Source organism: Christiangramia sp. LLG6405-1, assembly GCF_045055805.1.
In the GTDB taxonomy this organism is placed as follows: domain Bacteria; phylum Bacteroidota; class Bacteroidia; order Flavobacteriales; family Flavobacteriaceae; genus Christiangramia.
Genome location: NZ_CP159330.1, coordinates 1747963 through 1761606 on the forward strand (window position 1 = coordinate 1747963; position 13644 = coordinate 1761606).

12 protein-coding genes are annotated in these 13644 nt (G+C 39.2%); 7 read left to right on the forward strand and 5 right to left on the reverse strand.

Translation table 11 applies throughout. The features are described 5' to 3' along the window. Positions 1-80: 80 nt before the first annotated feature. The 3 genes from ABVM50_RS08140 to ABVM50_RS08150 are packed head-to-tail and all read left to right on the forward strand — an operon-like array spanning position 81 to position 3986. On the forward strand, positions 81-2159 hold the full coding sequence (locus ABVM50_RS08140) for a M1 family metallopeptidase (RefSeq protein ID WP_405198115.1): 2079 nt from the start codon (positions 81-83) through the stop codon (positions 2157-2159). 1 nt (position 2160) lies between these two features. After that, the gene (locus ABVM50_RS08145; RefSeq protein WP_405198116.1) at positions 2161-3063 is read left to right on the forward strand and encodes a patatin family protein; all 903 of its coding nucleotides are present in this window, start codon (positions 2161-2163) and stop codon (positions 3061-3063) included. Continuing rightward, on the forward strand, positions 3063-3986 hold the full coding sequence (locus ABVM50_RS08150) for a patatin family protein (protein ID WP_405198117.1): 924 nt from the start codon (positions 3063-3065) through the stop codon (positions 3984-3986). Before ABVM50_RS08145 ends, ABVM50_RS08150 begins: the two co-directional genes overlap by 1 nt. Here ABVM50_RS08150 and ABVM50_RS08155 read toward each other — a convergent pair. The 4 genes from ABVM50_RS08155 to ABVM50_RS08170 are packed head-to-tail and all read right to left on the reverse strand — an operon-like array spanning position 3970 to position 7913. Continuing rightward, positions 3970-4491, reverse strand: a complete 522-nt coding sequence (locus ABVM50_RS08155; RefSeq protein WP_405198118.1) for a hypothetical protein — start codon at positions 4489-4491, stop codon at positions 3970-3972. The two genes, ABVM50_RS08150 and ABVM50_RS08155, sit on opposite strands and share 17 nt — an antisense overlap. Positions 4492-4496: 5 nt before the next feature. Beyond that, complete coding sequence (locus ABVM50_RS08160) at positions 4497-6092, reverse strand: FMN-binding glutamate synthase family protein (protein ID WP_405198119.1); 1596 nt, start codon at positions 6090-6092, stop codon at positions 4497-4499. After that, positions 6092-7366: an amidohydrolase gene (locus ABVM50_RS08165; RefSeq protein ID WP_405198120.1), complete on the reverse strand. Its 1275-nt coding sequence runs from the start codon at positions 7364-7366 to the stop codon at positions 6092-6094. Before ABVM50_RS08165 ends, ABVM50_RS08160 begins: the two co-directional genes overlap by 1 nt. Positions 7367-7376: 10 nt before the next feature. After that, positions 7377-7913 carry a DsrE family protein gene (locus ABVM50_RS08170; RefSeq protein WP_405198121.1) on the reverse strand — a complete coding sequence of 179 codons (537 nt, stop codon included), beginning with the start codon at positions 7911-7913 and terminating at the stop codon, positions 7377-7379. Between the two features lie 153 nt (positions 7914-8066). Here ABVM50_RS08170 and ABVM50_RS08175 point away from each other — a divergent pair, with 153 nt between their 5' ends. The 4 genes from ABVM50_RS08175 (at position 8067) to ABVM50_RS08190 (ending at position 12450) form a co-directional block, all read left to right on the forward strand. Further along, the gene (locus tag ABVM50_RS08175) at positions 8067-10388 is read left to right on the forward strand and encodes an ATP-dependent helicase (protein ID WP_405198122.1); all 2322 of its coding nucleotides are present in this window, start codon (positions 8067-8069) and stop codon (positions 10386-10388) included. Positions 10389-10622: 234 nt separating this feature from the next. Next, the gene (locus tag ABVM50_RS08180) at positions 10623-10835 is read left to right on the forward strand and encodes a DUF2945 domain-containing protein (RefSeq protein WP_141877135.1); all 213 of its coding nucleotides are present in this window, start codon (positions 10623-10625) and stop codon (positions 10833-10835) included. Between the two features lie 55 nt (positions 10836-10890). Continuing rightward, positions 10891-11511 carry an L-threonylcarbamoyladenylate synthase gene (locus ABVM50_RS08185; protein ID WP_295179459.1) on the forward strand — a complete coding sequence of 207 codons (621 nt, stop codon included), beginning with the start codon at positions 10891-10893 and terminating at the stop codon, positions 11509-11511. Positions 11512-11613: 102 nt separating this feature from the next. Further along, entirely contained in the window at positions 11614-12450 is an 837-nt protein-coding gene (locus ABVM50_RS08190; RefSeq protein ID WP_405198123.1) for an alpha/beta fold hydrolase, read from the forward strand. A 48-nt stretch (positions 12451-12498) separates the two neighbouring features. Here ABVM50_RS08190 and ABVM50_RS08195 read toward each other — a convergent pair whose 3' ends face one another. Then, positions 12499-13554, reverse strand: coding sequence for a hypothetical protein (locus ABVM50_RS08195; protein ID WP_405198124.1), 1056 nt, complete (start codon positions 13552-13554; stop codon positions 12499-12501). Positions 13555-13644 lie beyond the last annotated feature (90 nt).

Sequence of the window (13644 nt, forward strand, 5' to 3'; positions counted from 1 at the left end):
CAGCTTCAATTTTTTGTAATTTGCATGAGATATTTTTATTCTGAATGCGATATTTAACTGCACTTTTTTTAATTCTGAACATGTCCCTTATACATGCTCAAAAGATTCGTGATCACCAGGTAGAACGATTTGATTTTCAGAAAGTAGATGCTCACTTTAAAATTGATCCAGCTCGAAAAAAGATCGAAGGAAACGTACTTTATACGATAGAGGTGCTTTATCCTGATGATAGCCTGTTTATAAACGGCAAGAATATGCAGTTTGAAAATGTACAGCTAGATGGTAAAAGCATCGATTTTTCAATAGACACTGAAGGAATTTATATTCTTCATGACTTTAAAGTGAATGATAGTATTTCTTTATCACTTAACTATGAGGTAACTCCAAAAAAAGCTGTCTACTTCATCAATTGGAATGATGCTGATATTGTCGAAGAAGAAAGGCAGGTATGGACGCAGGGCCAGGGGAAGTACACTTCCAGCTGGTTGCCAAGTGTCGATGATATGAATGAGAAAGCAGAATTTGACCTTACTTTTGAATTTCCTGCTTCCTATGAACTGATCGCCAATGGCAAAAATATAAGCAATGAAATTATAAACGATTCCGTTAGACTGTGGAAATTTGATATGCAAGAACCTATGAGTTCTTATCTGGTTGGATTCGCAGCAGGTAAATATGATTCCGAAACTATAAATTCTACCTCAGGAATTGAAATCCAGAATTATTATCTCCCGCAGGATTCTTTGCTTCTGGAGCCAACTTACAGGCATTCTGCGGAAATCATGGATTTCTTTGAACAGGAAATTGGTATAGCGTATCCGTGGAGTAATTATAAGCAGATCCCCGTAAGAGATTTTCTGTATGCAGGAATGGAGAATACAGGAACTACTATTTTTTCTGAATCTCTTATGGTGGATTCCATTGGTTATCATGATCAAAATTATGTGAATGTAAATGCACATGAGCTGGCTCATCAATGGTTTGGAAATCTTGTTACCGAGAAAAGCGGAAAACATCACTGGTTGCACGAGGGTTTTGCTACTTATTATGCATTATTAGCTGAAAAAGAGATCTTTGGAGCGGATTATTTTTACTGGAAGTTATACCAGTCGGCAGAGGTTTTAAAGGAATTAAGCGATTCAGGAAAAGGACAGAAATTATTGTCTTCAACCGGAAGTTCCAGTACTTATTATCAAAAAGGAGCCTGGGCTTTACATATTCTAAGAGAAAAAGTTGGTGAGAAAGCTTTTAGAAAGGGCATAAAAAGTTACCTCGAAACTTATGCTTTTAAGAATGTGGAAACCGATAATTTTCTTGCGGAAATGGAACTTGCTTCGGGAATGGACCTTAGTCAGTATAAAACTGACTGGTTAGAACAGTCAGCTTTTAAAGCCAACCAATCGCTGAACGCTTTAAGAGAATCAGAATTTAGCAAATCTTACCTTGAACTAGCTGCATTACGAGAAACTCCGCTAGAAACGAAATATGAATATCTGGATAAAATCCTGGACTTCCCTGTAAATGACTATTTAGGGCAAGAGGTTGTCTATCAGCTTGCCGGAGAAAATTCAGATTTAGGCAGAAGCTTATATAAAAAGGCATTTGAATCTAACAATCTATATGTAAGACAGGCGATCGCTACAAGTATGCAAACAATTCCGCAGCAATTGCAAACCAATTTTGAAAGTTTATTAGATGATGAATCTTATCTCACCATCGAAAAAGCATTGTTCAAATTATGGGAAAGATTTCCGCAGAAAAAAGCAGAATATCTGGAGAAAACCAGGAATATTGACGGATTCTATAATAAGAATGTACGTTTGCTCTGGCTAACCTTGAGCCTGGTAACTTCCGAATTCGAGCCGGAAAAAACTTCTGAATACTTTGAGGAATTATCAGCGTACACAAATCCATCCAATCCTTTTGAAGTAAGGGAAAATGCCTTTGGATATTTATACCAGCTAGGAGCTTTTAATGAAGCAAGTTTGAAGAGCCTGTTAATAGCAACAGATCATCATGCTTACCGGTTTCGGGATTTTGCAAGACAATTGCTTGATGAATTAATCGCAAATGAGGAATATCGAGAGAAATTGATAAATGTGTCTTCAGCCTTAGAGGAGAAGCATAGTAGATATTTGAACTCTAAAATTTCAGGTTAGGATGAGAGCACTCGTAATTTCAGGAGGAGGAAGCAAGGGAGCTTTTGCCGGCGGAGTTGCGCAGTATCTTACTGAAGATCTCGGGCGAGATTATGATCTATTTATAGGGACGTCTACAGGAAGTTTGCTCCTTTCTCATATGGCTTTGCATAAAGCAGAGAAAGTTAAAAAGGCTTTTACGAGCGTTAATCAATCCAGTATTTTTAGTAGCAGACCATTTCTTATCAAAAAGAAGCATGGGCAGGAAACGATCACGATCAATCACTTTAATGTTATTCTGAATTTTCTGAAAGGAAGCAAAACCTTCGGCGATAGTTTAAATCTCAAAACCCTGCTTCAGAAGACATTTACAAAAGAAGAATTTAAGCAACTGAAGGATAGCAATAAGGAAGTTGTGGTTACAGTCTCTAATCTCTCTCTGAACGAGGTGGAATATAAGAGCATCAAGGACTATGATTACGAAGCATTTATAGACTGGATCTGGATTTCCTGCAATTACACACCATTTATGAGTCTGGTCAGCAAAAATGGATGTGAGTATGCTGATGGTGGGCTGGGAAGTATGGTACCTATTGAGGAAGCGATTAAGCGAGGTGCGACAGAAGTGGATGCGATCATCCTGCAAACTGAAGTAACTTATTTCAACAGGATGCCTTCAAAGAATGTATTTTCGCTCATCACCAATCTTTTCGCATTTATGCTGGACAGGATCGAAACTCAGAACATCAGAATCGGAAAATTTTCTGCAGCGAATAAGGATTGTATTATCAATTTTTACTATACTCCAAGCGTTCTAACAACGAATTCTCTTATTTTTGATAAGGAGAAAATGCGGGAATGGTGGGAGAGTGGCTATGAGTTTGCCAAATACAGAAACGAAGAAATTAACGAAATTCAACCTTAATGCGTGCACTGGTTATATCTGGAGGAGGAAGTAAAGGCGCCTTTGCCGGCGGCGTGGCCCAACATCTAATTCAGGAACAAAAAAGAAGGTATGATCTTTTTCTAGGAACCAGTACCGGCAGTTTGCTTATTCCTCACCTCGCTGCAGGAAACATCCAGAAAGTTTACGATATCTATACCAATGTCACGCAACGAACGATCTTCAGCGTCAACCCGTTCGTAGTCAAGAAAAAAGATGGTCGGGAATATGTGACGATTAATTACCTCAATACTGTCTGGCAATTTATAAGACAGCGCCGAACCTTTGGGGAAAGCAAAGCTTTACGTAGAAGTATCAGGAAGAATTTTTCTCAGCAGGATTTCAACGAACTTAAATCCAACATTAAGGACGTGGTCGTAACTGTTTCTAATCTATCCAAAAACAGGGTGGAATATAAATCTATTCACGATTTCGAGTATGACGACTTTTGTGACTGGATCTGGATAAGTTGTAATTATATACCTTTTATGAGTCTCGCGACCAAAGATGGTTTTGAATATGCAGACGGTGGTCTGGGATGTGTGGTTCCTATCAGGGAGGCCATTAAACGCGGTGCTACAGAAGTGGATGCGATCATTCTGGAAGCTGAAAATATGGAATACAATAAGGTTCTAGGTAAGAACCCTTTTTCATTGATGGTCAACCTGTTCGGTTTTTTATTGGACCAGGTGGAATATCATGATATCGTGGAGGGAAAACTTGCCGCGATGAATAAAAAGGTCAAGTTAAATATCTACTACACTCCAACCAAACTAACAGAAAATTCTCTTGTTTTCAACAAAGAAGATATGACTGACTGGTGGCAGCAGGGTTTTGAGTATGCTGAAAAGAAAGAGATGGAACGTAAAGCTGCGAAATCTTCGTGGTTTAAGCTAGGTTTCTAACTTCCTGCTTGATAAAACCTAATGCAGCTTCTGTAGGTGCTTGTTTTTCCATCATTGCTTCAAAAATAACTTTTCTTAAATCATCTGGATTCGATACATTTTCTTTACCTGAAGCATTTCTGATCATGCTGATCATAGCATTTTTCGATGTTCTTATATAGTCCCAGCATTCGTTGCTAACATAAATTTGTTGCGCTAGATTATGCTCGAATTCCTGTTCAATATTAGCTATTAACAAACTTGTATAAGCTGAAACATCTTCAGCAACAGGCTCAACCCGAAATAGTAGCTTACCGGGAGATATTCTCTCCAGGAATAAGGTCAGTCGTTCGTATGCCTGTAGTCTAATAGGTAATGAAGTTTTTTGTTTCTCTCTAAGCAGTAAAAACCTTCTACGATTTTCCTCATTACTGGAATAGGTGTGAAAAAAGTAAAAACTTACCAAACCAACAATTACTGCCGGAAGTATTCCATAGATCAATTGAAAAACATCAAATTCGTTCATAAGTATTAATGTATAGCGTCTTCAGTTATTTGTAGCGATTTTAAATCAAGGTTACCACCTAAGTGAGGACATGTCACTAATTCTGTTACAGAGTGGAAATTTACTTTATCCTTAGTATATCCAAAAGTAGATTCTAATGTATTTGAAAGATTCTTATCACTTAAGTTGATCTCGATATCGTTGGTGGTGAACTGTGCGGGATGTTCATGACCACAGGCATGCGTAATTTGAAGCAGCTCTTTTCTGAATTTTACAAAGTAGAAATTAGTACGCATCGATTTATCTGCAATATCAATACCTCTTTGCAACCATTTATTCTGAGTTGCAATTCCGGTCGGGCAGGTATTGGTATGACAGCTTTGAGCCTGTATACAGCCAATGCTCATCATCGCTTCCCGGCCAACATTGATACAATCTGCACCTAAAGCAAATGCCATCGCAGCTTTTGCAGGGAATCCAAGTTTACCAGCCGCTACAAAAACGACCCTGTCGGTAAGTTCATATTCCTGAAAGATCTTGTAAACATCACTAAAACCGTAGATCCAAGGGACGGAAACATGATCTGCGAAACTTGGAGGCGCAGCACCGGTACCGCCTTCACCCCCGTCTATAGTGATAAAATCGGGTCCGTGATTTTTAGACTTCATGATCCCTGCAAGTGTATGCCAGTCATCAAGATTTCCAATGGCAGCTTTAATTCCTACCGGAAGACCTGTAGCCGCTGCAATTTCCTCAATAAATGTAATCATATCTTCAAGGTTGCCAAATGCCGAATGGTAAGCCGGTGAAAGAACATCTTTACCCATAGGAACTCCTCGAATATCTGAAATCTCTTTGGAGATCTTTTTCGCCGGAAGAACACCTCCTTTTCCAGGTTTTGCTCCCTGTGATAATTTAAGTTCGATCGCTCTAACTTGTGGGTTTTCCTGTACTAGTTTGACCAGTTTGGACATGTCGAAATTTCCCTGTTCATCTCTGGTTCCAAAATATCCAGTTCCTATCTGGAACACAACATCTGCCCCTTTTTTGTGATAAGGAGATAATCCGCCCTCACCAGTATTGTGATAAGCTCCGGAGAGTTTACAGCCTTCATTCAAAGACTCTATAGCTTTAGCTGAAAGTGAACCATAACTCATCGCCGATACATTGATTATTGAAGCCGGTCTGAATGGTCGTTTCCGATTATTGTAGGTTCCCATTGCTTTTGCGCATGGGATCAATCCGGAGTTCTTTTCGTTTGGATGTCCTGTAGGTAATTTATAAGGGAGAATTGAATTTTTGACAAAAATATAGTGCGAAGAATACATGTCCTGATCTGTACCGAAGCCCTCATAATTATTTTCATTTTTTGCTGAAGCATATATCCAGCTTCTTTCACGCCTGTTGAAAGGTAATTCTTCCCTGTTGTTGGCTACAAGATATTGCCTAATTTCAGGTCCAATGCTTTCCAGGAAGTAGCGTAGATGCCCAACCACCGGGAAATTGTGCTTAATAGTATGCTTCCGATTAAAGAGAACATCGTTAATAGCGATGATTACTAATATGAGTAGTATCCATCCCCACCATGGGATAGAGGTTAAAAAGCTTAAAATTTGATCCATTAGGAATTACTTAAAAAATCAAGGGTTAATTGTGTCATTGTCTTTACACCAAGTAAAAGTCCGCTTTCATCAATAAAAAAGTCGGGAGTATGGTGTCTTGTAGGTTCGGCATCTTCAGGCATTCCACCTAAAAAGAAATAAAATCCTGGAACTTTCTCCTGAAAAAAGGAAAAATCCTCTCCACCGGTGGTCGCCTTCATCAAATTTACGTTCTGTTTTCCGGCAATATTTTCAAGAGTGGGAAGCATCTGTTGAGTCAGGGCTACATCATTAAAAGTGATCGCGGTATTATTCTGAATATCGATCGTGGCAGAACCACCGTATGCCTTGGCAATTGCTGGGACAAGTTCGCGCATTCTGGATAGGATCACTTTTTTATTTTCGGGATCTAATGTTCTAACAGTACCAATAAGTTCGGCAGTTTCAGGTATGATATTAAATCGCACACCACTGGTGATCTTTCCAACGGTTAGCACTGAAGCCGACTCCGTTAAATCAGCATTTCTACTGATGATAGTTTGCAGGCCATCGATGATCTTGGCAGAAATAAGTATTGGATCCACACCACTCCATGGAGCTGAACCATGCGCTTGTTTGCCCTGAACATTGATCACAAATCTTTCCACAGCTGCCATCGTGCCTTCAGGTTTGTATTTGATCGTACCTACTGGAGTAGCAGCATTGATATGCAATCCAAAAATGGCATCTACATCAGGGTTTTCAAGAACACCTTCTTTGATCATAAGGGAAGCTCCACCTTCCTCACCTGGTGGTGGTCCCTCTTCAGCGGGTTGAAAAATAAATTTTACAGTTCCATTGATCTTGTCTTTATGCTTTGAAAGAATTTCAGCAACACCCATAAGAATTGCGGTGTGAGTATCATGTCCGCAAGCATGCATCACTCCGGTTTGAGAACCTAAGAATTCAGTGGTTTTGGTTGACTTAAATTCCAGATCATTTTTTTCTGTTACCGGGAGCGCATCGATATCTGCTCTAAGAGCCAGGGTTTTACCAGGCTTGTCACCTTTTAAAATTCCTACGACTCCGGTTTTTGCGATTCCAGTAGTAGTTTCGATACCAAGTGACTCCAGGTGCGCTGCTATCTTTTTAGCGGTCTCGAATTCACGATTGGATAATTCCGGATATTCGTGAAGATCTCTTCGCCACTCGATCACCTGATCTTCTATATTCTGAAAATCATCTTCAGGAATATTCTGCTGCGCCTGAAGACCAAGTGTTGCCAAAAGAATGCTTAAAGTAATTATATGATTCATAATAGAAAGTTTAGAATTTGATCAATTGATAATCTTCTGCCTGAAGCTGTACAAGTGCCGTCATTGCTGAAAGAGCATACTTAATATCTTTATGGACATTTTCAGGATCTACATTATGATGTGCTGCGCTCTGCCCGCATACGATAAGTTCGACACCGGCTTTTGCCAGTGCTGTAAATAGCGGAGTATTGGGATTTTCTTCAGTTTCAGGATAAGCCTCGGAATACGAAGTATCATCGAGAACATCTTTGGTGGCTGAACCATGAAAGACCAGAGCTAGATGCATATTTTCAGGATCTACTCCAGCTTTTTCATGCATATTCAAAAATCGAGCAGCTGTTTCTACCAGTTTATTGACTTCAGCAGGATCAAAATTCCTATCGATATCAAATACCACTTTGTATACCAGATTGGTATCTACTTCAATTTCGGCATGAGGAACAGCAATGGTTTTGCCATATTCAGAAATAACATTTCCAGCTTCGAATTGCTGGGCAAAAGATAGATTTACCCAAAAAATGGTAAATAGCAAGATCAATTTCTTCATGGAAGTGGGATGCAATAATGTTGAATTTTTAAAGATATTAAAATATCGTGCAATGCTTCAGAAGACTTCCTTAATGTTTAAAAATCGGTTCGATACGGGTTTAGTTTTTTGAGCATTTTAGTTACCTTTCAGCATTAATAAAATGGAGAAGATTTGGAAGCTTACTTAGCTGAATTAAATGATGCACAAAGGGCCCCGGTGCTGCAGAAAGACGGACCAATGATCGTTATTGCCGGTGCGGGATCTGGTAAAACAAGGGTGTTAACCTACAGGATCGCTTACCTGATGAATCAGGGAGTGGATGCGTTCAATATTCTTTCGTTAACCTTTACCAATAAGGCAGCACGAGAGATGAAACAACGTATCGCGAAAATCGTTGGAAGTAGCGAAGCGAAGAATCTCTGGATGGGAACTTTTCACTCCGTTTTTGCTAAAATGCTGAGGTTCGAAGCCGATAAACTTGGATACCCTTCAAATTTCACCATTTACGATACTCAGGATTCTCATTCGGTGATCAGGGCGATCATAAAAGATATGCGTCTGGACAAGGATGTGTACAAATACAAGCAGGTTTATAACCGAATTTCTTCCTATAAGAACAGTCTTATTACGGTAAAGGCCTATTTCCAGAATCAGGAATTGCAGGAAGCCGATGCCATGTCCAAAAAGCCAAGATTGGGAGAGATCTACCAGCAATATGTAGATCGCTGTTTCAAGGCGGGCGCGATGGACTTTGATGATCTGCTTCTAAAAACTAATGAATTACTGAACAGGTTTCCGGATGTACTTCACAAATACCAGAGTAGGTTTAAATATATTCTGGTGGATGAGTACCAGGATACCAATCATTCTCAATACTTGATCGTAAGAGCACTTTCAGATAAATTTCAGAATATATGTGTGGTAGGAGATGATGCGCAGAGTATCTATGCATTTAGGGGTGCCAATATTAATAATATTTTGAATTTCCAGAAGGATTATGACAATGTACAGATGTACAGGCTGGAGCAGAATTACAGGTCTACCCGAAACATTGTACATGCTGCCAATTCGATTATTGATAAGAATAAAACCAAGCTGGATAAGATCGTATGGACTGCGAATGATGATGGTCCAAAAATCGTTGTGAACAGGTTACTTACAGATGGGGAAGAGGGGCGTTATGTTGCCAGTTCTATCTTTGAGAACAAAATGCAACAACAGCTGAATAATGGTGATTTCGCAATCCTTTACAGAACCAATGCACAGAGTAGGGCGATGGAAGACGCACTGCGGAAGAGGGATATTCCATATAGAATTTATGGCGGACTTTCATTCTACCAGCGAAAAGAGATTAAGGATGTTCTTTCTTATCTAAGACTTATACTGAATAATAAGGATGAAGAAGCTCTGAAAAGAGTGATCAACTATCCGGCGCGAGGGATTGGACAGACCACCATGGACAGGCTTTCTGTAACTGCCAATCAGCACAACAGGTCTATTTTTGAAGTTATTCAGAATCTGGATAAACTTGATCTCAAGATCAACCGAGGAACGCAAACCAAACTGGAAAATTTTGTAAATATGGTCCAGAGTTTTGCCATTTCTAACGAAACTATGGATGCCTTCCAAATTGCTGAAATGGTGACCAAGAAGACCGGGCTGGTTCAGGAACTTAAAAAAGATGGTACGCCTGAAGGAATTGCCAGAATTGAAAATATTGAGGAATTGCTTAATGGTATCAGGGATTTTGTGGAAGGCCAGCGAGAGATTGCAGACGCCACTGGTTCTCTATCAGAATTTCTTGAAGATGTGGCACTTGCTACAGATCTGGATAATGATACCGGTGATGATGATCGTGTTGCACTAATGACTATTCACCTGGCAAAAGGGCTGGAATTTCCTTATGTATATATTGTAGGAATGGAAGAAGATCTTTTTCCATCGGGGATGAGTATGAATACCAGAAGCGAACTTGAAGAAGAACGCCGATTGTTCTATGTAGCTATAACCAGAGCCGAGAAGCAGGCCTATCTTACCTATACACTTTCCAGATATCGCTGGGGTAAACTTGTAGATGCCGAGCCTAGTAGATTTATTGAAGAGATCGACGAGCAATACCTTGAAACTTTAGTGCCACAGGATGATTATAAGTACAAGCCATTAATAGACACAGATATCTTTGGGGACGATGTGGATAAGAGCAAATTAAGACAATCCAAACCCAGAACAGGAACTCCACCTCCAGCACATAAACCTTCAGAAGAACAGCTGCGTAAACTTAGGAAGCTAAGACCAGCTGCGAAAGAACCGGAGAAAGCAATGAACACTTTGAATCTTTCAGCCGGGGATGAAGTGGAACATATGCGTTTTGGAAAAGGTAAAGTCCTTAAACTAGAGGGTGTTGGTCAGGATCGAAAAGCTGAAATCGAATTTGAACAGGGCGGTATCAAGAATTTACTCTTACGTTTTGCCAAGCTGAAAATTCTTTCATAAAAATTTCTAGGATTACTGTAGAAAATACATATATTAGCTCAGAGTCGTTTAAATCCCTACATTTTTACAACTCCAAAAACCAAATAAAAAACAACGTTTTTATAGAGACCTGCTTTTAGGTCTCTTTTTTTATGCCTCTTCAGGAATACGTTAATCTTCTTTTAAAACACTGTTAGCGATTTATTTAAATTTCTTCAGAAGATTGATCTAGCAACTATCTTGATAAAAAAAGTTATGATTAAAGAAGGAAGTAAAGTAAAATGGGAATGGGGAAATGGAACTGCAGAAGGAAAAGTGCAAAGTACATTTACTAAGAAAGTAACCCGCACGATCGATGGAAATGAAGTTACCCGCGACGGAGAAGAAGGCAACAAAGCATTGTACATCGAACAGGAAGATGGTAGCAATGTCCTTAAACTTGAAAGCGAAGTTAAAAAGGCGGACTAAGACCTTAGATTTGCGCGGAATATCTTAATTTTAAGAAGATCAAAAACATACTAATATGGCTGAACTCCTAAGAATTTACGATGAAAATCCCGCACCAAAACATATAAACAAGGTAGTAGAAGTCCTCAAAAAAGGAGGTCTTATTATCTACCCAACCGATACTATATATGGGTTGGGATGTGATATTACCAATAATAGTGCATTAGAAAAGATTGCCAGGATCAAGAACGTAAAGCTGGAAAAAGCTAATTTTTCCTTTGTTTGCGAAGATCTTAGCAATCTTTCTGATTATGTGAAGCAAATCGACACAACTACTTTTAAGATACTTAAACGATGTCTACCGGGACCGTACACCTTTATACTCCCTGGAGGAAACAATCTTCCGAGCGTATTCAAAAAGAAAAAAACAGTAGGAATAAGAGTGCCGGATAATTCAATTTGTCAGGCAATTGTCAAAGCACTTGGTAACCCAATTATTTCAACCTCGATTAGGGATGAAGATGAGGTACTGGAATATAGTACAGATCCAGAATTGATACGTGAGAAATGGGACAACCTGGTAGATCTGGTAATCGATGGTGGTTATGGCGATAATGTTGCTTCAACTGTAATCGATCTTACAACGCCAGAGCCTGAAGTAATCCGGGAAGGAAAAGGTTCCCTCGAGATCATGTAAAATTTTAGGATTTCCCACGCTTTCTAGTTAATTCTCTATTAAAGCCGGTTCAGGGTTTTTCAAACTCGGTATGAGATAGTAACTTAAAAAAAAAAATAAGTTATGAGTACATTAGAAACTACAACTAAAGTTAAGGGGCAACCTATTAATTTATATTATGAAGACTATGGTGAAGGTAAACCGGTAATTTTAATTCACGGCTGGCCATTAAGTCATAGAATGTGGGAATACCAGATAGAATCTATCGTTGAGGCAGGATTTAGATGTATTGCCTACGATCGCAGAGGTTTTGGAGCAAGTGACAAACCATGGACTGGATATGATTACGATTCGCTGGCAAAGGATTTGAATGATCTAATTACCAAATTAGACCTTATAGATGCTACCATTGTTGGTTTTTCCATGGGAGGAGGAGAAGTGGCTCGCTATATCGCAAATTATGGAACTTCAAAATTAAGTAAAGCGGCTTTAATTTCAGCAGTGCCCCCATTTATGCTGAAAACTGACGATAATCCTGATGGTTTGGATGAAGAGACATTTGAAGGTTTTAAAAAGAATCTTAGAAAAGATCGTCCAGGATTCTTATCAGAATTTGGAGACCAATTCCTGAATTTCGAAGATAATTCAGATCGAGTTAGTGAAGATATGGCGCATTACTACTGGTCTATAGGATGTCAGGCAGCACCAAATGCCACGCTTGAATGTGTAGACTCTTTCGGAAAAACCGATTTTAGAGAAGATCTGAAGAAATTTGATATTCCTACGCTGGTTGTTCATGGTACCGCAGATAAAGTTGTACCTATTGAAATGTCTGGGAAGAAAAGCGCTGAAATGATAGCAAATAGTGAATACCACGAGGTGATTGATGCTCCTCACGGTCTTGTTCTGACTCACACTGCGGAGTTTAACAGGTTACTCGTAGATTTTCTTAAGAAGTAATCTGTAATTAACTTAATGAATGAAGCCCTCTAGCGAGGGCTTTTTTTATTACATAGATTCTAAAAACGCCTTATGTATTTCTGAAGGCTTTCCTGGTTTTCCTTTCTTTTTCTCAGAGAACGCCAGTTCGAAACCGCTTTGGGCTGCTTTCAATCTTTGAGCAGGTGTTCCATGATGACCTGGACTTTCAGTAAAACAATCTCCCGAATTATAGCTCATGTCAAAAAATGATTCGATACGCTTCCAGTTATAAGTTGCACCTCTTTTGTGCCCCAGAAAATAAGCTGCTGCAAAATCAGCCTCTAATTCTCTAAAAAGCTCAGGATTCTCTAAATTGATATAGTCATTCTTCCATTGTAAATCATACTCAAATTGAGCCTGGTGCCACCATTCGTGAGCGAGGAGTCCGCTAAAAGCTATTTCTCCGGGAATCCCTGATTCTTCCAGTACTTCCAAAATACCGTCACTTATGACAAGAAGACCATTTGATCTGGTAAATGCATCGAGGGCGAAGAAGGTATTTTTGGGGATCTGGCTACTATTCTGATAAGCCTCAATAATTTGTAAAGCTTTAATTCTGGCATCTGTAGCATTGCGAACACTGCGATCGAAGCTTTCGATCATATCTGCTAATTGCTGTGGATCTTCCAGGGTTTCGGTATGCTGCCCATTTAAATAGATCTGTTGGTCAAGCTGCCAGAATTTCTGAAGCTCTCGTATGCGTTTATCTGCTAGACGATCGTATTGCCCGTCCCTGCCATAATAATTCGGACCTATATAATGTGTAACGTATTTGCTATGAAGGTCTCTTAAATAGAAGACCATCTCAACATCAAAATATGGATCTTGAATTAGCTTCTCGAAATTCATCTGAAGTAGACTTTGAAACGTAGTAATCTCGCAGGAGCTATTCCTGGCTGGTAGATTAATACTTTTAGATAAGGAGAAGGAACTGAGATCAATTTCCTGAATTTCTAACTCAGCTGATATAGCAGCGTTATTTGTTGATTCGGTCCGAGTTTCAATAGACTCAGAGGAGCAGGATACCTGGAACAGGTAGAGGCCTAAAAAAAGTATTCCACTACTAATTTTGAGTGCTTTCATAATTAGTGATTTAGAGAGTAGGGAATACTACTAAAATAATATAAAATATTGAATATCAGGAGTTAAACTTGCTAAATAAAAAAGCCCCTG